This window comes from Sphingopyxis sp. SCN 67-31 (assembly GCF_001725095.1).
The window spans coordinates 1-19,405 of the sequence record NZ_MEFH01000057.1; the positions used below are offsets into that span (position 1 = coordinate 1).

The 19,405-nt window shown below is 67.0% G+C and carries 19 protein-coding genes and 1 pseudogene; 6 read left to right on the plus strand and 14 right to left on the minus strand.

Annotated features, from left to right (window positions below):
* Positions 1-69 precede the first annotated feature (69 nt).
* The 8 genes and pseudogenes from ABS88_RS10395 to ABS88_RS10430 all read right to left on the minus strand — a co-directional run.
* Positions 70-777 (minus strand): annotated as a pseudogene (locus ABS88_RS10395) (leucine zipper domain-containing protein); the annotation flags it as partial.
* Positions 778-1,119: 342 nt separating this feature from the next.
* Positions 1,120-3,435, minus strand: a complete 2,316-nt coding sequence (pnp, locus tag ABS88_RS10400) for a polyribonucleotide nucleotidyltransferase (RefSeq protein WP_076076541.1) — start codon at positions 3,433-3,435, stop codon at positions 1,120-1,122.
* A 191-nt stretch (positions 3,436-3,626) separates the two neighbouring features.
* On the minus strand, positions 3,627-3,896 hold the full coding sequence (gene rpsO, locus ABS88_RS10405; protein ID WP_067185645.1) for a 30S ribosomal protein S15: 270 nt from the start codon (positions 3,894-3,896) through the stop codon (positions 3,627-3,629).
* A gap of 25 nt (positions 3,897-3,921) precedes the next feature.
* Positions 3,922-4,878 (minus strand): tRNA pseudouridine(55) synthase TruB, encoded by a 957-nt coding sequence (truB, locus tag ABS88_RS10410; protein ID WP_104959807.1) that lies wholly within the window; start codon positions 4,876-4,878, stop codon positions 3,922-3,924.
* A gap of 55 nt (positions 4,879-4,933) precedes the next feature.
* Positions 4,934-5,320, minus strand: coding sequence for a DUF6491 family protein (locus ABS88_RS10415; protein ID WP_234002456.1), 387 nt, complete (start codon positions 5,318-5,320; stop codon positions 4,934-4,936).
* Positions 5,321-5,487: 167 nt separating this feature from the next.
* Positions 5,488-6,024 (minus strand): GNAT family N-acetyltransferase, encoded by a 537-nt coding sequence (locus tag ABS88_RS10420; protein ID WP_076076549.1) that lies wholly within the window; start codon positions 6,022-6,024, stop codon positions 5,488-5,490.
* The gene (locus tag ABS88_RS10425; RefSeq protein WP_076076551.1) at positions 6,017-6,625 is read right to left on the minus strand and encodes a thymidine kinase; all 609 of its coding nucleotides are present in this window, start codon (positions 6,623-6,625) and stop codon (positions 6,017-6,019) included. The genes ABS88_RS10420 and ABS88_RS10425 overlap by 8 nt, the downstream gene beginning before the upstream one ends.
* A 40-nt stretch (positions 6,626-6,665) precedes the next feature.
* On the minus strand, positions 6,666-7,097 hold the full coding sequence (locus tag ABS88_RS10430) for an RrF2 family transcriptional regulator (RefSeq protein ID WP_067108021.1): 432 nt from the start codon (positions 7,095-7,097) through the stop codon (positions 6,666-6,668).
* Positions 7,098-7,193: 96 nt separating this feature from the next.
* On the opposite strand from ABS88_RS10430, the gene ABS88_RS10435 reads away from it, so the two are divergent.
* The 4 genes from ABS88_RS10435 (at position 7,194) to ABS88_RS10450 (ending at position 9,893) form a co-directional block, all read left to right on the plus strand.
* A complete protein-coding gene (locus ABS88_RS10435) occupies positions 7,194-7,685 on the plus strand; it encodes a group III truncated hemoglobin (protein ID WP_067108018.1) in 492 nt (163 codons plus the stop codon).
* Positions 7,666-8,091 carry a hypothetical protein gene (locus ABS88_RS10440; RefSeq protein WP_067185658.1) on the plus strand — a complete coding sequence of 142 codons (426 nt, stop codon included), beginning with the start codon at positions 7,666-7,668 and terminating at the stop codon, positions 8,089-8,091. Before ABS88_RS10435 ends, ABS88_RS10440 begins: the two co-directional genes overlap by 20 nt.
* A 2-nt stretch (positions 8,092-8,093) precedes the next feature.
* Positions 8,094-8,405 carry a TehB-like domain-containing protein gene (locus tag ABS88_RS10445; RefSeq protein ID WP_076076556.1) on the plus strand — a complete coding sequence of 104 codons (312 nt, stop codon included), beginning with the start codon at positions 8,094-8,096 and terminating at the stop codon, positions 8,403-8,405.
* Between the two features lie 63 nt (positions 8,406-8,468).
* A complete protein-coding gene (locus ABS88_RS10450) occupies positions 8,469-9,893 on the plus strand; it encodes a WS/DGAT/MGAT family O-acyltransferase (RefSeq protein WP_104959808.1) in 1,425 nt (474 codons plus the stop codon).
* Positions 9,894-9,927: 34 nt separating this feature from the next.
* Here ABS88_RS10450 and rbfA read toward each other — a convergent pair whose 3' ends face one another.
* The 6 genes from rbfA to rimP are packed head-to-tail and all read right to left on the minus strand — an operon-like array spanning position 9,928 to position 16,224.
* Positions 9,928-10,329 (minus strand): 30S ribosome-binding factor RbfA, encoded by a 402-nt coding sequence (gene rbfA, locus ABS88_RS10455; RefSeq protein WP_076076561.1) that lies wholly within the window; start codon positions 10,327-10,329, stop codon positions 9,928-9,930.
* Positions 10,319-10,738: a PaaI family thioesterase gene (locus ABS88_RS10460; RefSeq protein ID WP_076076564.1), complete on the minus strand. Its 420-nt coding sequence runs from the start codon at positions 10,736-10,738 to the stop codon at positions 10,319-10,321. Before ABS88_RS10460 ends, rbfA begins: the two co-directional genes overlap by 11 nt.
* Before the next feature lie 12 nt (positions 10,739-10,750).
* Complete coding sequence (gene infB / locus ABS88_RS10465) at positions 10,751-13,282, minus strand: translation initiation factor IF-2 (RefSeq protein WP_286749716.1); 2,532 nt, start codon at positions 13,280-13,282, stop codon at positions 10,751-10,753.
* A 17-nt stretch (positions 13,283-13,299) separates the two neighbouring features.
* The gene (locus ABS88_RS10470; protein WP_083675142.1) at positions 13,300-14,058 is read right to left on the minus strand and encodes a DUF448 domain-containing protein; all 759 of its coding nucleotides are present in this window, start codon (positions 14,056-14,058) and stop codon (positions 13,300-13,302) included.
* Positions 14,039-15,679 carry a transcription termination factor NusA gene (gene nusA / locus ABS88_RS10475; protein ID WP_067107994.1) on the minus strand — a complete coding sequence of 547 codons (1,641 nt, stop codon included), beginning with the start codon at positions 15,677-15,679 and terminating at the stop codon, positions 14,039-14,041. Before nusA ends, ABS88_RS10470 begins: the two co-directional genes overlap by 20 nt.
* A complete protein-coding gene (rimP, locus tag ABS88_RS10480; RefSeq protein WP_076076569.1) occupies positions 15,679-16,224 on the minus strand; it encodes a ribosome maturation protein RimP in 546 nt (181 codons plus the stop codon). Before rimP ends, nusA begins: the two co-directional genes overlap by 1 nt.
* Before the next feature lie 321 nt (positions 16,225-16,545).
* Between rimP and dmeF the strand changes: the two genes are divergently transcribed.
* A complete protein-coding gene (gene dmeF, locus ABS88_RS10485) occupies positions 16,546-17,472 on the plus strand; it encodes a CDF family Co(II)/Ni(II) efflux transporter DmeF (protein WP_104959810.1) in 927 nt (308 codons plus the stop codon).
* An 80-nt stretch (positions 17,473-17,552) separates the two neighbouring features.
* Positions 17,553-19,379 (plus strand): gamma-glutamyltransferase family protein, encoded by a 1,827-nt coding sequence (locus ABS88_RS10490; protein WP_286749720.1) that lies wholly within the window; start codon positions 17,553-17,555, stop codon positions 19,377-19,379.
* Positions 19,380-19,405: the final 26 nt, after the last annotated feature.

Consider the following 19,405-nt stretch of genomic DNA (forward strand, 5'->3'; position numbering starts at 1 on the left):
AAGCCATCTGGATCATAAAATCATCAGCGCCGATCACACTCGGCGCAACGAGATCTGCTGGCCTGTTCCCGCCGCTGCTTCCCAACATAGGACGTTGTCGGTCATGACGCGGGTCACGGTGACGCCGAGGCTGCGGTAGTATTCGACGGCAGCATGGAGGAAGGCGGCGGCGCTTTCCTTCTTTTCGTCGGGCAGGACCTGGCTGAAGGCGATGCGCGAGGCATCGTCGATGCAGACGTGGACGAACTCCCAGCCGATGCCATAGCGTTGGCCGTCCCGGGTGCCGCGCTGGTTGGCCTGCCTGGTGCGATCGCCGGTGATGCGGTGGCCGACGCGCTCGAAGCGGCCGAGCTTCTTGATATCGATGTGGATGAGGTCTCCGGGGTGTTCGCGCTCGTAGCGGCGCACCGGCTCGGGCGGATCGAGGTCACGCATCCGGCTGAGGCGCGCCTTGCGCAGCAAGCGGCTGACAGTCGCTGGCGAGAGGCCGAGCGTGATGGCGACCTGCTTGCCGGTCATGCGCTGGCGGCGCAGGGCGATGACCTGATCGACCACGTCCGCAGACGCGGCACCGGGCATGGCGTGGGGCCGCGAGCTGCGGTCGGCGAGGCCGGCCTCGCCTTCGGTCCGATAGCGAGCCAGCCACTTGGCAACGGTTCGCTGCGAGACACCCAGGGCGGTCGCGACCGCCTTGGGTGTCTCGCGCAGCACCATCACGCGCCGCACGATCTCGGCTCGACTGTAGGGCGTGGTTCGGGCATTCCTGTGGATGTTCATCCGGTCGTCCTTCCAGAGCTGACGTGTCGCAACATCAGTCTGGTCCGGTCACGCCGGATGAACAACCTCCTGAAAGCTCACAGCTAGAGCGTGATGACATCGAATGGACTCGTCATTGCGAGCGACGAAGCCGCGCGGCAATCCAGAGCGTGCGGTAACCGCCCTGGATTGCTTCGCTCCGCTCGCAATGACGAAAGGGGTCAATCCAAAGTCATCAGAGTCTAGCCAGCAAGCCGGCAAGCCTCGCTGCCCCTCCCCCAAATGGGAGGGAGACCGGCGTCCTGACGCCCCACGAAAAAGGGGCCGCTTTCGCGGCCCCTTCATCATTCGCTGTCCGAAGGATCAGTCCTTCAGGAAGTCGGGCACATGGCCCTGGTCTTCCGGACCGTCGTCCGAGCGCTCGCGGCGCGGGCCGCGGTCGCCCCGGCCTTCACCGTCGCGGCGCGGACCGCGATCGCGGCCGCCCCGACCCCGGTCGCCGTCACGGCCCCGGTCTCCTCTGGGACCGCGATCGCCGCGGTCGCCGCGCGGTTCGCGCGCCGGGCGGGTATCTTCGAGTTCCTCGCCGCTTTCCTGATCGACGACGCGCATCGACAGGCGCACCTTGCCGCGCGGGTCGATCTCCAGCACCTTGACCTTGACCTCCTGCCCTTCAGACAGGACGTCGGAGACCTTCTCGACGCGTTCGTTCCGGATCTCCGAGACGTGGACGAGACCGTCCTTGCCGCCCATGAAGTTCACGAAGGCACCGAAATCGACGAGGTTGACGACCTTGCCGTTATAGATCTTGCCGACTTCGGGCTCCTCGACGATGCCGAGGATCCAGGCCTTGGCGGCCTCGATCTGCGCGGTGTCGGACGAGGCGATCTTGATAATGCCCTCGTCGTCGATGTCGACCTTGGCGCCGGTGGTCGCGACGATTTCGCGGATCACCTTGCCGCCGGTGCCGATGACGTCGCGAATCTTCGACTTGTCGATCGTGATCGTCTCGATGCGCGGCGCATGCGCCGACAGCTCGCTGCGGGTTTCGCCGAGCGCCTTGTTCATCTCGCCCAGGATATGCGCACGGCCTTCCTTGGCCTGCGCCAGCGCCTTTTCAAAGATTTCCTGCGTGATGCCGGCGATCTTGATGTCCATCTGCATCGTGGTGATGCCTTCGGACGTGCCCGCCACCTTGAAATCCATGTCGCCGAGATGATCCTCGTCGCCGAGGATGTCGGAAAGGATCGCGAAATCCTTGCCTTCGAGGATCAGGCCCATCGCGATGCCGCTGACCGGGCGCTTGATCGGCACGCCAGCGTCCATCAGCGACAGCGAACCGCCGCACACCGTCGCCATCGACGACGAGCCGTTCGATTCGGTGATGTCGCTGGTCAGGCGGATCGTGTAGGGGAAATCCTCCTTCGAGGGCAGCACCGGGTGCAGCGCGCGCCATGCGAGCTTGCCGTGGCCGATCTCGCGACGGCCCGGCGCCCCGAAGCGGCCGACTTCGCCGACCGAATAGGGCGGGAAGTTATAGTGGAGCATGAAATTCTGATACGACAGGCCGTTGAGCCCGTCGATCATCTGCTCGGCTTCCTTGGTGCCCAGGGTGCAGGTCGCGATCGTCTGCGTCTCGCCGCGGGTGAACAGCGCCGAACCGTGCGCGCGCGGCAGGAAATGCGTTTCCGCCTCGATCGGGCGAATCTGCGTCGTCGTGCGGCCGTCGATGCGCTTGCCTTCCTTGAGGATGGCGGTGCGGACGATCTCCGCTTCCAGCTTCTTGGTCAGCTTGATGCCGGCCATCACCGCCTGCGGGTCCAGCCCCTCGGCGACGAACATCTCCTTCGCCTTCGCGCGCGCTTCGTTGAGCGCGTTCGAGCGGGCCGACTTGTCGGTCAACTTGTAGGCGGCGGCGATATCCTTGCCGACCAGCTTCTTGATCTTGTCCTTGAGCGCGGCATTGTCGTCCGACGACGCCATTTCCCACGGATCCTTGGCGGCCTGCTCGGCGAGCTTGATGATCGCCTTGACGACCTCGCGGCACGCATCGTGCGCGAACATCACGGCGCCCAGCATCACCTCTTCCGACAGCTCGTTGGCTTCGGATTCGACCATCATCACCGCGTCGTGCGTCGCGGCGACGACGAGGTCGAGGTCGCCCTCGGCAACCTGCTCGTCGGTCGGGTTGAGAATATATTCGCCGTTCAGATAGCCGACGCGCGCGGCGCCGATCGGCCCCATGAAGGGCACGCCCGAAATGGTGAGCGCGGCCGAGGCGGCGACCATCGCGAGGATGTCGGGCTCGTTGTGGCCGTCATAGCTCAGCACCTGAGCGATGGCGTTGATCTCGTTATAGAAACCTTCGGGGAACAGCGGGCGGATCGGACGGTCGATCAGGCGGCTGACCAGCGTTTCCTTTTCGGTCGCGCCGCGCTCGCGCTTGAAGAAGCCGCCGGGGATGCGCCCCGCCGACGAAAATTTTTCCTGATAGTGGACAGTCAGCGGGAAGAAATCCTGCCCGTCCTTCACTGACTTGGCGGCGGTGACGGCGCAGAGCACGACCGTCTCGCCAAGGCTCGCCACGACGGCGCCATCGGCCTGGCGGGCAACCTTGCCCGTTTCGAGCGTCAGCGTTTCACCGCCCCACTCGATCGATACTTTTTTCACGTCAAACATTCGGTTTCCTTCGCCCGCCGGGCCCTATGCCGGGCGGGGCCTCTGTTTCCGGGCAATCCGGCCCGGGGCGGTGTAGGGCGTCTATCTGCCCTATGGCGGCCCCGCCGGATGCGGGAGCGGCCCTTGCGGTTCGCGAATTCCACGCGAACCAAAATGAAAGCGGCCCCGAACCCGGAGCCGCCCTCGCATTCCTATTTGCGCAGACCCAGCTTCGCGATGAGGTCCTGATAGCGGCCCTCGTCCTTGCGACGCAGATAGTCGAGCAGGCTGCGGCGCTTGTTGACCATCATCAGCAGCCCGCGGCGGCTGTGATTGTCCTTGTGATGCGCCTTGAAATGCTCGGTCAGCGTGTTGATGCGGTGGGTCAGGATCGCGACCTGCACCTCGGGCGAACCCGTATCGCCCTTTTCGCGGGCATGTTCCTGAATCAGTTCGGCCTTGCGTTCGGCGGTAATCGACATGTGTTACGTCCTTCGAACATCCTCATTACAGATTGAAGCCCCGCACGACCTTCAGCCTTCCGGCCAAAGCCTCTATCAACGCGACGGGCCGCTTCTCGCTGTCCCGTCCCCAATAGAGCCCGTCGTGCGCGCTTTCCCCGGTCCAGACACGACCCTGGCGGATCGCCCCTGCCGCTTCCGGGGAGAGGTCCAGAGCCGGGATGTCGACCAGCCCTGCCTCGAGCGGCAGAATCACATCTGATTGCGCGGCGCCTTGACCGAAAGCGTTCAATTTGTCCAGCGAAATCGCCTGCGCCAGCGTGAACGGCCCCGCCCGGGTACGGCGCAGCATGGCGACATGCCCGACGGTGCCGGCCGCGCGGGCGATGTCGCGCGCGAGGCTGCGGATATAGGTGCCCTTCGACACATGCGCGCTGAGAGTGATGGAGTTCAACCCCTCCCCCATCTCGTCACCCCGGACTTGATCCGGGGGCCATTCCTCTCGCACCGAACGAACGGATGCCGGATCAAGTCCGGCATTACGCAGGTTGTAGATGATCACCGCGCGCGCCTTCATGTCGACCGCCGCGCCCTTGCGGGCCAGGTCATAGGCGCGCTGCCCTTCCACCTTGATCGCCGAAAAGGCCGGCGGCACCTGCTCGATCGGCCCGGTGAAGCGCGGCAGCACCGCTTCGATGTCCGCCAGCGCTGGCCGGACGTCGCTCGTCGCGACGACCTCGCCCTCGGCATCGAGGCCCGCGGTCTCGGTTCCGAACGCGATGGTGAAATCATAGACCTTGCTCGCGTCGAGCATCCGCCCGCACAGCTTGGTCGCCTCCCCGAGCGCGATCGGCAACACCCCGGACGCCAGCGGGTCGAGCGTCCCGCCATGCCCCACCTTGACCTTGCCGAGCCCGCGTTCGCGGCACACGCGCTTGACCGCGGCGACCGCCTGGGTCGAGCCGAGGCCGATGGACTTGTCGAGGATGATCCAGCCGTTCATTCGCGCGCCGCTAGGGCGCGACGACGCGCCTTGTCAATTTCGCTTCAATTTCGCGTCACTTTTGTGGATCGGCCGCCGCCTTCTTCGCAGGCGGCGGCGCCGAGGTGACGAAGGAGTTGAGGCGGCAGCGTTCGCCGCGCACGATGAGCGTCGCGAACTTGTCGAGCCGCGACACGCCGCGCGCGTCGATCCCGATCGCCTGCGCGAAATCGAGGTCGCGGCACGGGCCGACGAAGCGTCCGTAGAACCATTCGCCGCGGTGCCCCTCGATCCAGATGCCGTCCTCGCCATCCGCCTGCCAGTTGCGGATCGTCGCGTCGCCGGGAAAGGCGATGCTCGATTCGACGCCCAGCGCGCGCGGCGCCTGTGCCGGTTCGTCGGCCGCCGCTGCCGAAAGGGGAAGCAGCAGGGCGGCCAGGGAGAGAGCGATTGTCCGTTTCATGCCGCGAATGATGGCACGGCGCGCCTGAACGCGGGCTGACCCACGGACAGCAAATTCCCGACCCCGGGATTGCGAGCGGAGCGAAGCAATCTCCAGCCTCCAGTCTTGCGCAGGACCGATGGCCGGGGATTGCTTTGTCGCCTGCCGTTCCTCGCAAGGACGAAGCGCTAGCGGCGCCAGTCCGCTTCGAGCAGCGACCACAGCCCCGTGTCGCGGACATGGCCGGTCCAGGTGACGCGCTCGGCGCGCAGCACGCCTTCCTTGCGCGCGCCGAGCTTCGCGACCGCCGCCTGGCTGCGCGCATTGCGCTCGTCGATACGGAATTCGATGCGGCGGATACCGACCCCGAAGGCGTGGTCGATCATCAGCCGCTTGACCCGGCCATTCAGGCCGGTACCGCGCGCGTCGGGATGGATATAGCTGTTGCCGATCTCGACTGTCTGCGCCGACGGGACCGGGCGCAGCCACGCGGTCATGCCGACCAGCCGGCCGTCCGCGACGATCGCATAGGGCATCCGTCCCTCGCCGCCGATCAGCGCGTCGAAGCTCGCATCGAAATGCGCGGGATCATAGCTGACCGAATAGATCGGCCAGATATCGGCGTCGGCGGCGCAGACCGCGCGGAGCGCCTCGCAGTGCCCCTCGGTCAGCCTGACGAGCGCGAGGGCGCCGTCAGCAAGTTCGGCATGGAGGCGGTCAAGCATCGGCGGGCGCCTTTACCTCCGCGGCCTCGCGCCGTTTCTGCATGAAATGCCGCCGGCACATCGCGACATAGCGGTCGTTGCCGCCGATCTCCGTCTGCGCGCCCTCGACCACCGCGCGGCCGTCGGCGTCGACGCGCAGGTTCATCGTCGCCTTGCGCCCGCACTCGCACACCGCCTTCAGTTCGATCAGCGCGTCGGCCAGCCCGAGCAGCGCCGCCGAGCCGGGAAAGAGGTTGGCGGCGAAATCGGTGCGCAGGCCATAGCAGAGCACCGGGATGTTCGCCTCGTCAGCCAGCCGCGCGAGGTCGAGCACCTGCGCGCGCGACAGGAACTGCGCCTCGTCCACAAGCACGCAGGCGAGCGGACGCTGGCGATTCTCCGCCTGCACCGCCGCCCACAAATCACTGTCGGGATCGAACTTGCAGGCATCGGCGAGCAGGCCGATGCGGCTGGTGATCTGCCCGGCGCCATAGCGGTCGTCGAGCGCCGCAGTCCACAGCATCGTCTCCATGCCGCGCTCGCGATAGTTAAAATCCGCTTGAAGCAGCGTCGTCGATTTGCCCGCGTTCATGCTGGCATAATAGAAATAGAGCTTGGCCATCAGCGCCTGTTATCGCGTGCGCGGCGCGGCGCAACGGGAATCAGGCGACGCCGAGCAGCGCGCGGAACCGCGATGGCTGCGGCACCAGGTCGGTGAGCGTATAGCCGTCGAGATGCGCCAGGAACGCCGCCAGCGCCCCGCCGAGCGCATTCTGCAGGCCGCACCCCCCGCACACCGGGCAGGTCGACGTCGCGGGATCCATGCATTCGACCAGCCCCTCCAGATTTTCGAACTGGCGGACGACCGTGCCGACTCCGACGTCGTCGGCCCCGCGCGCGAGCGTCAGCCCGCCGCCGCGACCGCGCTGCGCGCTGACATAGCCGAGCGCCTGCAGCCGCTGCGCGACCTTGGCGAGATGGTTGCGCGAAATGCCGTACTGGCCCGCGATCTCCTCGACCGACATCTGGCGCCCGGTGGCGGCGAGCGCCATCAGGATGCGTAGGGCGTAATCGCTGTGCAGGCTCAGTCGCATGAATTAGGTATATTGAATATTGCTTTTCCGCTCAAGGTCGCTAAACAGGTATTTCAGATACCCAATTAGATCGACCCTCAGGATTTCGAACGAGCCATGGCAACGAGAACGGTGCAGGCCCACCCGCATGCGATCGCGGCGCGCGAGGAACGGCGCGCCGAGGCGCTTGCGATGGGAATCGATGAACCCTTCATCGCCGATCTCGTCGATCGCTTCTATGCCTCGGTGCGCGAGGATGCGGTGCTGGGCCCGATCTTTGACGCGCAGATTTCCGACTGGCCCGCGCATCTCGGCCAGATGAACCGCTTCTGGCAGTCGGTCCTGCTCAGCGCCGGCAATTTCACCGGCAACCCGATGATGAAGCATCTCGCGATCCCGACGATCGCACAGGAGCATTTCCAGCAGTGGCTCGCGCTCTTCTACCGGACGCTGCACGCGATCGCGCCGACCCCCGAAGCGGCCCGCCACATCGGCGGCAAGGCGCGGATGATCGCCGAGAGCCTGCTCACCGGCATCTGGGTCCATCGCGACCGAGAAGACCCGCTCGCCAAGAAAGTGGAACTGCCCCATGTCTCATCCGTCCTCTGACCTGCCTGCGGCATCGCAGCCGCCCTACATCGCCAACGACCCGCACGAGACGAGCGGGGTCCAGGCCGGCTTCCAGCTTCCGCGCTGGATATGGCATTCGATGTTCGCCTTCTACGCGATCTTCTTCATCGCCGTCGCCGCGGCGACGGGGCGCGACACCGCAACGGTGATGATGCTCGTCATCTCGCTGCTCTACATGCTGATGTTCTTCGGTACCGCTGGCCTCCTCCACAAGCAGAAGGGACGCGAGCACGACTCGCCGCTCGACCGCGCCGGCGGCCTACTCGAAACCTGGACGGGGCCGATGGACGCGCGCACCGTCGCCGCGCAGATCCTTGCGGTTCCGGCGGGCTTCGCTTTCCTCGGTATCGTCGTCTTCCTCGCCCGCGCCTCGGCCGGTTTCTGATCGTGGCGCCGATCGCGGAGCGCGGGCCGCCGCTTCCTTCCGGCGCCCGCGCGTATCGCACCATCGGGCCGTTCGGGGCCGATACCATTCCCACCGGTTTGCTCAGCCGCCATACGCTCAAGGAAGGGGCCTGGGGATTGCTGTCGGTCATCGCCGGATCGATCCGTTTCCATTGGGATGACGAAGCGGGGGGCCATCGCCTGCTGAAATCCGGCGACACCATGCTGATCCCCCCACACGTTCCGCATCATCTGGAACGGCGCGGGTCGGTGACGATCGAAATCGCCTTTTGCGCTGCCGCGTCCGCGGCTTGACTCGCCGCCATCGCCTGTCATGCTGCGCACAAAAGATGCAGCATGTTGGGGAGAGAGCTGCCTATGCGTCTGATGCCGATCAGCGATGCGATGTTCCTCGTGGGGGAAAGTCGCGAGATGCCGATGCATATCGGCGGCATCAACCTCTATACATTGCCCGATGACGTCGACGAGACCGATTGGCTGAACGAGCAGCTCGCGCTGCTGCGACAGCCGGAGGGTCTCCGGCGGCCGTTCAGCGAGGTGCTGAAGCTGACGCCGCTCGGCCAATATGGCCCGATCCGGCTCGAACCCGACCGCGACATCGACATGCACTATCACGTCCGCGCCGCGGCGCTGCCCAGGCCGGGGCGCTATCGCGAGATGTTCGAGCTCGCTTCGCGCCTCCATTCGGGGCTGCTCGACCGCACCCGCCCCCTGTGGGAGATGACGCTGATCTCGGGCCTGCCGAACCGGCAGATCGCGACCTTCAAGAAAATCCACCACGCGCTGATGGACGGCGCGGCGAGCATCCATTTCTACAATTCGATGCTGACCCCCGACCCGAACGAGCGGCGCACCGCGTCGCCGCTGTCGGTCGAGGCCTATGAAGCCTACAAGCGCAAATTCCCGATGCCGAAGAAGCCACCGCGGCCCAGCCTGACCGACATCACCGCGATCGGCGATTTCCTAAAGGAACAATGGGGCAACAGCGTCGGGGTGACCAGGGCGCTCAACCAATATGTCGCCGCGATGTTCGGCATCGGTGGCGACGGTCTCGCCACCCCCTTCGCCGGCGTCCCGCGCACCAGCTTCAACCGCAACATCACCGGCGCGCGGCGCTTCGTCGCGCAGAGCTGGTCGCTCGACCGGGTGCGCGCGCTGGGCAAGGCCTATGACGGGACGATCAACGACGCGGTGCTCGGCATGTGCGCGGGGGCGATGCGCAAATATCTCCAGTCGCTGAACGAGCTTCCCGACAAGCCGCTGAAAGCGATGGCGCCGGTGTCGATCCGTCCCAAGGACGATATCGATTCGGGCAATTCGGTCGCCTCGGTCACCGCCAATCTGGCGACGCACATCGACGACCCCGCGGCGCGGATGGCGGCGATCCAGGAATCGATGAATTCGGCGAAGGCCCAGCTTCGCGCGATGACTGCGGCGCAGATCCAGCTCTATACCGCGATCACCAGCTTCCCGATGATGCTGACCGCGCTGACGCGCACCGCCGACAAATTCCCCGCCTACTCCGCGACCATCTCCAACGTGCCGGGGCCGCGCGAGCAGATGTACTGGAACGGCGCGCGGCTCGACGGCATGTATCCCGCAAGCATCCCGGTCGACGGCATGGCGATGAACATCACCCAGGTGTCGAATTTCAGGAATATCGACTTCGGCATCACCGCCTGCCGCCGCAGCGTCCCGCACGCGCAGCGGATGATCGACTATCTGGAAGAGGCGCTGGTTGAACTGGAGGAAGTGGCAGGAATCCGGAAGGGGAAGAAATAGCCTTCGCCCCCAACCTTCGCGGGGACGGCGGTGGTTATTCGGCCTCGGACTCGCCCAGATCGCGCGCCACCTTCGGGTCGCGCAGCAGCTTGTCGATGTGGCTCGCCTCGTCGAAGCTTTCGTCGGGCAGGAATTTCAGCTTTGCGGCATATTTCATGCGGATGCGGTGCGCGACCTCGCGCTGGAGATAGGCGGTGTTGGTGCGCAGCGCCCGCAGCACCGCCTCTTCGTCGCGGCCGAGCAACGGCTTCACGAACACTGTGGCATGGCGCAGGTCGGGCGACATGCGCACCTCGGTGATGCTTACCGGATGGCTCGCGAGCACATCGTCGTGCACGTCGCCGCGCTGAAGGATTTCGCTGAGCACATGCCGCACCTGCTCGCCAACACGCAACACGCGAACCGAAGGGCCGGACGGGGTTTCGCTATGACGCATTTCGATCAAATTCCATGATGCGCGCGCTCGACGTCGCGCGGGCCAGAAGCTCGCCCTTCTCGTCGAAGAGTTCGGCTTCCAGAAAAGCGACCGATCGGCCGCGACCGACGACGCGCCCCTTGCCGATGACCCGGCCGGGCATCACCGGTTTGAGGAAGCTGACATTGAGGTCGATCGACGCCGGAACCTCGGTGCCGCCGGTCATGCTGACCAGCGCCGGTCCCATCGTGTCGTCGAGCATCGCCGCGACGAAGCCGCCCTGCACCGTCCCGCGCGGGTTGAGCATCTGCGCGGTCGGGTGAAAGGCGATCTCGATCCGTCCTTCGCCCGGATATTCCGCGATCAGTTCCCAACCGAGAAGCTGCGCGCAGGGCGGTGCCGGAAACCGGCTGAAAAAACTCTCAGCCATGGGTCGGTCCCCTTACAGCGTCCGTTCGCGTTCCTCGACCTCGAAGACTTCGAGGTGATCGCCCGGCTTGATGTCGTTGGTGTCGGCCAGCACGACGCCGCACTCCAGGCCGGCGCGCACTTCGGCGACGTCGTCCTTGAACCGGCGCAGCGAGGCGATCGTCGTCGCCGAGACGATGACGTCTTCGCGGGTGAGGCGCGCGTGGAGCCCCTTGCGGATGCTGCCTTCGAGCACCAGCAGGCCCGCCGCCTTGTCGCGCTTGCCGGCCGGGAAGACTTCCTTGACCTCGGCGCGGCCGACGACGGTCTCGACGCGTTCCGAACCCAGCTCGCCCGCCATCTCCTTCGCGACTTCCTCGGTCAGGTGATAGATGACGTCATAGTAGAGGAAGCGCACCTTCTCGCGGTTCGCGATCTCGCGCGCCTTGGCGTTCGGACGGACGTTGAAGCCGATGATCGGCGCGCCGGTCGAGGCGGCGAGGGTTACGTCGCTTTCGGTGATCGCGCCGGCACCCGAATGGAGCACCCGGACGCGGATCTCGTCGGTCGACAGCTTGTTGAGCGCGTTGACGATCGCCTCGACGCTGCCCTGCACGTCGGCCTTGATGACCACCGGATATTCGATGACCTTGGCCTTGTCGGCGAGCGCCGAGAACATGCCTTCGAGGCTGACCGGCGCCTGCGCGGTCCGCTTGCGGAGCGCCTGTTCCTGGCGATAGGCGGCGACCTCGCGGGCGCGTGCCTCATTCTCGACCACGGTCAGCGTGTCGCCCGCCATCGGGACGCCGCCGAGGCCGAGGACCTCGACCGGCATCGACGGGCCGGCCTGCTTGATCTGCTTGCCATGATCGTCGACCAGCGCGCGGACGCGGCCGCTTTCGGCGCCGCAGACGAACACGTCGCCGACCTTGAGCGTGCCGCGGCGAACGAGCACCGTCGCGACCGGGCCGCGCCCCTTGTCGAGCTTCGCCTCAACCACCGTGCCCTCTGCAGCGCGGTCGGGGTTCGCCTTCAGCTCCATGATCTCGGCCTGCAGCGCGATCGCGTCGAGCAGCTTGTCGAGATTGATCTTCTTGAGCGCCGACACCTCGACGTTCTGGACGTCGCCGCCCATTTCCTCGACCACCAGCTCATGCTCGAGCAGGCGCTCGCGCACGCGCTGGGGATTGGCGCCGTCCTTGTCGATCTTGTTGATCGCGACGATGATCGGCACTCCGGCCGCCTTCGCATGGTTGATCGCCTCGATCGACTGCGGCTTGAGCCCGTCGTCGGCGGCAACCACCAGGATGACGATGTCGGTGATGTTCGCTCCGCGCGCGCGCATCTCGGTAAAGGCCTCGTGGCCCGGCGTGTCGAGGAAGGTGACCATCGACCCGTCGGGGGTCTTCACCTGATAGGCGCCGATATGCTGGGTGATGCCGCCGGCCTCGCCCGCCTGCACGTTCGCGCCGCGCAGCGCGTCGAGCAGGCTCGTCTTGCCGTGATCGACGTGGCCCATGATCGTCACCACCGGTGCGCGCGCCTTCATCTGCTCGGGCGAATCGACATCCTCTTCGGTGCGGATGTCGACATCGGCCTCGCTGACGCGCTTGATCTCGTGCCCGAACTCGGTGACGAGCAGTTCGGCGGTGTCCTGGTCGATCGTCTGGTTGACCGTGACCATCATGCCCATCTTGAACAGCGCCTTGACGAGGTCGGCACCCTTTTCGGCCATGCGGTTGGCAAGTTCCTGCACCGTGATCGTATCGGGCACGACGACTTCGCGGACCTGCTTCTCGCGCGGCCCGGAGGACGGCCTCATGTGCGCGCGCTTTTCCTTCTCGCGGGCGCGCTTGAGCGCCGCGAGGCTGCGCGCGCGCGCGCCCTCGTCGTCGTTGAGCGCGCGGGTGACGGTCAGCTTGCCCGACTGGCGGCGGTGGTCGCCGCGACGCTCGGTCTTGGGCTCGGGACGCTTCGGCTCCGGACGCTTGGTCTCGACCGGAGTAAAGCGGCGCGGCGCCGGAGCGCTCGCCGGCGCGGCACGGGTGGTTTCCTCCGCCTTTGCGGCAGGCGCGGGCGCGGCGGGCGCTTCCTCGGCCGGCGCGGGCGCCGGAGCGGCGGTCTCCACGACTTCGGCGGCCTTCGCCTTTTCCTCGCGCGCTTCGACGCGGGCCTTTTCCTCCTCGATCGCGCGGGCGCGCGCCGCTTCTTCGCGGTGACGCGCGTCCTCAAGCGCCGCGAGGCGCGCCTCTTCGGCCTCGCGCAGCAGCTGCGCCTGGCGCTCCTGGCGCGTCATCAGGCTGTCGACCTTCGACGCGGTGGGCTTGGGCGCCGGGGCGGGCGCGGCGGGCTTGGGCGCGGGAGCCGGAGCGGCCTTCGCCTCTTCGACCTCGGGCGCCGGAGCGGCTTCGCCCGGACGACCGATCACGCGGCGGCGCTTCACCTCGACCACCACCGTGTTGCGGCGGCCGTGGCTGAACTGCTGCTGCACCTGTCCGGCCTCGACCGTCCGCTTGAGCCCAAGCGGCTTGCGGGTCAGAGTCGGCTTGTCCTGTTCGTCACTCATCGAAACGTCATATTCCTTCAAAAGGCGTCCGAAACGGCAGAATCCGTCGACGCCGCCCCAGCCCCCGCATCGCGGGAATCCGCATCCGGGCCACGGTTCGCCGCGTCCCTAAACCATCCGGTGAAAAACTGCCAGCGGCTCAAATGCGCCAACACCCGGTCCGTGGCGCGGGCGTCCGTCAGCGCCAGATGCACCGCATTGTCGCGCCCCAATGCCATAGATAGGGCGTCCCGGTCCACCGGCAAGACCATACCCTGCCGGCCCGAGCCTTCGTCGTCGGTGCCGACGCGCCATGCCTGCGCCAGTTTGCGGCGCCCGTCCTCGCCGGCATCGCGGGCGTGGAGCAGCAGGCGCACCTGCCCGCGTCGCGCCACTTCCTCGATACGGTCGCTGCCGAGGATCAGCGTGCCCGCGCGCGCTTCGAGCCCCAACCGGTCGAGCGCCGCGCGGCGAAGCTGCGCCTCGATCCGCGCACCGAGATCGTCGGGGATCGTGAAATCCTTCGCATGCAGCGCCCGCGCGAGCCCGCCCCGGAGCTTGCCCTTCGCCTGCGCGGTTTCGAGGTCGGCGCGCGGCACGCCGATCCACGCGCCGCGTCCCGGTGCCTTGCCCAGCACGTCGGGCGCGATGACGCCGTCGGGCCCGAGCGCAAGGCGCACGAGCCCTTCAGCCGGCGCCACCGCGCCGGTCACCACACAGCGCCGCTCGGGCGCATGGTCGCCGCGCCTGCCCGCGCGGTCGGTTCGGCCTAGCTGATCATTGCGCGGGGTCCGCATCGGCGGCCTCCCCGGCTTGCGACGCGACTTCCGCCTCAGGCGCCGGCTCGTCGTCGAACCAGTGTGCGCGCGCCGCCATGATGATCTCGTTGCCCTGCTCTTCCGACAGGCCGTATTCGCCGAGAACGCCGCCGCGATCCTCTGCGCGCTCGGCGCGCTCGCGCGACGGGCCGCGCCGGTTGTCGCTGCGCTTCTTCGCGATCAGTTCGTCGGTCGCGAGGTCGGCGAGGTCGTCGAGCGTCTTGATCCCCGCCTTGCCGAGCGTGACGAGCATCGCCTCGGTCAGGTGCGGAATCTCGGCCAGCGCATCCTCGACGCCGAGTTCGCGGCGTTCGGCGCGCGCGGCCTCCTCGCGGCGTTCGAGCGCCTCGGTCGCGCGGCTCTGCAATTCCTCGGCCAGTTCCTCGTCGAAACCCTCGATGCCCGCCAGTTCCTCGAGCGGAACATAGGCGACCTCTTCGAGTTCTCCGAAGCCCTCGGCAACGAGGAGCTGCGCGAGCGTCTCGTCGACGTCGAGTTCTTCCTGGAACATCGTCGAGCGCTCGATGAACTCGCGCTGGCGCTTCTCGCTCGCGTCGGCCTCGGTCATGATGTCGATCTGCTTGGCGGTGAGCTGGCTCGCGAGACGGACGTTCTGGCCGCGCCGCCCGATGGCGAGCGAAAGCTGGTCGTCGGGAACGACGACCTCGATACGGCCGTCATCCTCGTCGATCACGACGCGCTGCACCGTCGCGGGCTGGAGCGCATTGACGACGAAGGTCGCGGTGTCCTCCGACCAGGGAATGATGTCGATCTTCTCGCCCTGCATCTCCTGCACCACCGCCTGGACGCGGCTGCCCTTCATGCCGACACAGGCGCCGACGGGGTCGATGCTGCCGTCGTAGCTGATGACGCCGATCTTGGCGCGGCTGCCCGGATCGCGCGCCGCCGCCTTGATCTCGATGATGCCGTCGTAGATTTCGGGGACTTCCTGCGCGAACAGCTTCTTCATGAAGTCGGGGTGCGCGCGGGACAGGAAGATCTGCGGCCCGCGGTTCTCGCGGCGCACCGACAGGATCAGCGCGCGGACGCGGTCGCCGACGCGCATCAATTCGCGCGGGATCTGCTGGTCGCGGCGGATCACGCCCTCGGCGCGGCCGAGGTTGACGACGATGTGGCCGAACTCGACCGACTTGACGACGCCGGTGATGATCTCGCCCGCACGGTCCTTGAACTCTTCATACTGGCGCTCGCGATCGGCTTCGCGCACCTTCTGGAAGATGACCTGCTTCGCCGACTGCGCATCGATGCGGCCGAGATCGACCGCGGGCAGTGGATCGACGATGAAATCGCCGATCTTCGCATCCTTCTGAAGCTTCTGCGCGGCGGCAAGGTCGACCTGCTTGAAATAGTCGTCGACCGTCTCGACCACCTCGACGACGCGCCACAGACGAAGATCGCCGGTCTGCGGGTCGAGCTTGGCACGAATGTCATTCTCGGCGCCGTAGCGGGCGCGCGCAGCACGCTGGATCGCTTCCTCGATCGCCTCGATGACGATCCCCTTGTCGATCATCTTCTCGCTGGCGACGCTGTTGGCGATCGCAAGCAGTTCGGCCTTGTTGGCGGAAATGGCAGTGGCCATCAGTCCTGTCCTTCTTCTTCCATTTCGTCGGCGCCCTCGGTAGAGAGCGGAACGGTTGCGGCAATCAATCTGTCGGTGAGCACCAGCTTCGCCGTGTCGATCGCGTCGAACGGCAGGCGATGCTCGACCTCTTCCTTGTCCACTATCGTCACGACATCGCCGTCAATGCCGACCAGCGTGCCGTTGAAGCGCTGGCGCCCGTCGCGCTTTTCCTTGAGCGCAATCTTCACCTCGTGCCCCGCCCAGTCGGCGAAGTCGGCGGGTCGCGTCAGCGGCCGGTCGATGCCGGGCGACGATACCTCGAGCCGATAGGCGCCGTCGATCGGGTCCTTCCCCGCTTCCTCCAGCGCGTCGAGCCGGTCGGAGATGCGGCGCGACAGGTCGGCGCAGTCGTCGATGGTGAGCTGGCGCGTGTCGGGCCGCTCGGCCATCACCTGCAGCGTCGGGTCGCTCTCGCCGCCGAAGAAGGCGACGCGCACGAGCGCGAGGCCCATCGCCTCGGCTTCGGGCGCGATGATCGCGTTGAGGGCGTCGAAATCGACCAATTGATGATCCCAAACCGGACGACCGGAAAACCCATGCGGGAAAAGCCGTCGCGGCCCGCGGCCCCGACGTCCCAACTGGCTAACCATGTCAAGAAGTGGGCTGCATATAGGCCGATGCGGGGGCGACGGCAAGGGGGAATGACAGGGGCGCCGTTCGATCTTCATCCTTGTCCCGCCCGCGGATATCGGGCAGGTCCCTGTCCCATGGCGCATGCCCGCACGAACAGAGATCGACTTCTCGCGCGCGTCCGGCGCACCGCCAGACAGGCAGCACCGCGCGCGACCGCGATCCGCGGCCACGCTCGATAGGGAGCGCGCCGCATGTCGCTCGACAGCGAAATCGACACGCTCACGCACAATCATGTCTATCTGGGCGCGCGGCACGACGAAAATGCCCGCCGCACCCTGTGGGTCGTACTGCTGACCGCGGCGATGATGGTGGCGGAGATCGCCGCGGGGCTCGCCTTCGATTCGATGGCGCTGCTCGCCGATGGCTTTCACATGGCGACCCATGCCGGCGCACTTGGCATCGCGGCGCTCGCCTACGCCTATGCGAAGCGCCATGCGACGAGCGGCCGCTACAGCTTCGGCACCGGCAAGGTCGGCGACCTCGCGGGTTTCGCCTCGGCGCTCGTGCTCGGGATCGTCGCGATCGGCATCGCGTGGGAATCGCTGACGCGGCTCGTTGACCCGCGCCCGGTGGCCTTCGTCGAGGCAACCGTGGTCGCCGCGATCGGCCTGGCGGTGAACATCATCAGCGCGCTGCTGCTCGGCCACGGCCATGACGAGCACGCGCATGACGATCATGCGCTTGACGGGGAGCATCCTCACGACCACGACAATAATCTGCGGTCGGCCTATCTGCACGTGCTCGCCGACGCCCTGACCTCGGTGCTCGCGATCGCGGCGCTGCTCGGTGGGCGCTATCTCGGCTGGGCGTGGCTCGACCCGGCGGTCGGGATCGCCGGGTCGATCGTCATCGCCATCTGGTCGTGGTCGCTGATGCGCGACACGGCCTCTGTGCTGCTCGACGCCACCAACCCGGCGCTGGAAGCGGAAATCCGCCGGCATGTCGAAGGTCCGGGCGATGCGCGCATCGTCGACCTGCACGTCTGGCGGCTCGGTCCCGCGGCGCACGGCGCGATCATCAGCGCGGAAGGGATCGATCGCGACACCGTCCACGCGCGCGTCCGTCCGGTGCACGAAATCGCGCATCTGACGATCGAGATACGGCCAACGCAGGGCTGAGCGATCCGCCGGGCGGACATTCGCACCTTGCCATCACCCACCGACGGCGCAACAAAGTCTTTTTTTCGAGGGGATTGTCCATGCGCCGTCGCACGCTTCTCGCCGCCGCCCCCGCGGTGGCCTTCCTGCCCACGGCAGGCACCGCCCAGCCCGCGAAGAAGGATGCGCCGCCGCTGCCGCCCGCGTGGGACGCGGGCGCGGACCGCTTCGTGCGCCCGGATGTCGGCGGCGGCGACCGGCCCGTCGGGGCGAGCTTCGCTTCACGCACCGCCGCATATGGTCTCAGCGGCGCGGCCGGCACCGCGCATCCGCTAGCGACGCAGGCGGGGATCGACATATTGAAGCGCGGCGGGTCGGCGGTCGATGCCGCGATCGCGATCAACGCCTGCCTCGGCCTGCTCGAACCGACCGCGAACGGCATCGGCGGCGATGCCTATGCGATGATCTGGGACCCCGGGCAGCGCAAACTCGTCGGGCTCGCGGGTTCGGGGAAGAGCCCGCGCGGGCTCGACCTCGCGACGGTGCGCGCGCAGGCGAAGCAGGGCACCCTGCCCGCCTATGGCGCGATCAGCGTTTCGGTGCCCGGCGCGGTCGACGCCTGGTGGACGATGCACCAGCGCTACGGAAAGCTGCCGTGGAAGGAACTGTTCGAGCCGGTGATCGCCCACGCCGAGGCGGGGGCGCCGGTGCCCGACATGATCGCCTGGTACATCCGCCGCAGCCTAGCCGGTTTCCGCCAGCCGGGACGCGGGATCGAGGAGATCGACAATGCGATGCGCACCTATGGCATGGCCGACGGCAAGGGGCCGGCGGCGGGTCAGGTATTCCGCAACCCCGACCTTGCACGCACCTTCCGCCTGATCGCCGAGGGCGGACGCGACGTCTTCTACGAGGGCGAGATCGCGCGCACGATCGATGCCTATTTCCGGCGCATCGGCGGCTGGCTGCGCCGCGAGGATCTGGCGGCGCACCGGTCCGAATGGATCGAACCGCACCGCACCAGCTATCGCGGCACCGACGTCTATGCGCTCGGCGCCAACACGCAGGGGATCGCGACGCTGCAGATGGTCAACATCCTCGAACATTTCGACCTGAAGGGCGCCGGATTCCAGTCGCCGCTGTCGATCCACCTCCAGGCCGAGGCGAAGCGCCTCGCCTATGAGGATCGCGCGCGATATTATGCCGACCCGCATTTCGCCGAGGTGCCGGTCGAATGGCTGGTGTCGAAGGATTATGCCGCCGAGCGCGCGAAGCTGATCCGCCCCGACCGCATCCTGTCGCCGGTCCATCCCGGCCAGGCGCCGAGCCACGGCGACACCACCTATTTCAGCTGCGCCGACAAGGACGGGATGATGGTGTCGATGATCCAGTCGAACTTCCGCGGCATGGGGTCGGGGCTGGTCGCCGACGGGCTGGGCTTCATGTTCCAGGACCGTGGCCAGCTCTTCACTCTGCAGGACGGGCATCCCAACATCTATGCCCCCGGCAAGCGGCCCTTCCAGACGATCATCCCCGGTTTCGCCGCGCACGGCGACACGCCGTGGATGAGCTTCGGCGTGATGGGCGGCGACATGCAGCCGCAGGGGCAGACGCAGATCGTCGTCAACCGCGTCGACTATGGGCTCGAAATCCAGGCGGCGGGCGATTCGCCGCGCTGGCACCACGAGGGGTCGTCGCAGTCGATGGGCGAGGATGCCGAGGGACTGGGACCGAACGGACTGCTGCGTCTCGAAAGCGGGGTGCCCGCGGCGACGCGCGCGCGGCTGGCGGAGATCGGCTGGACGATCGGCGAGCCCGACGGCGGGTTCGGCCGCTATCAATGCGTCGAGCATCGCATGGACGGCGACACCCGCGTCTATGCCGCCGCGAGCGAGATGCGCGCCGACGGCTGTGCGCTGGCCTATTGACGGCGGCGGCATTTTCGCTTGCCCCG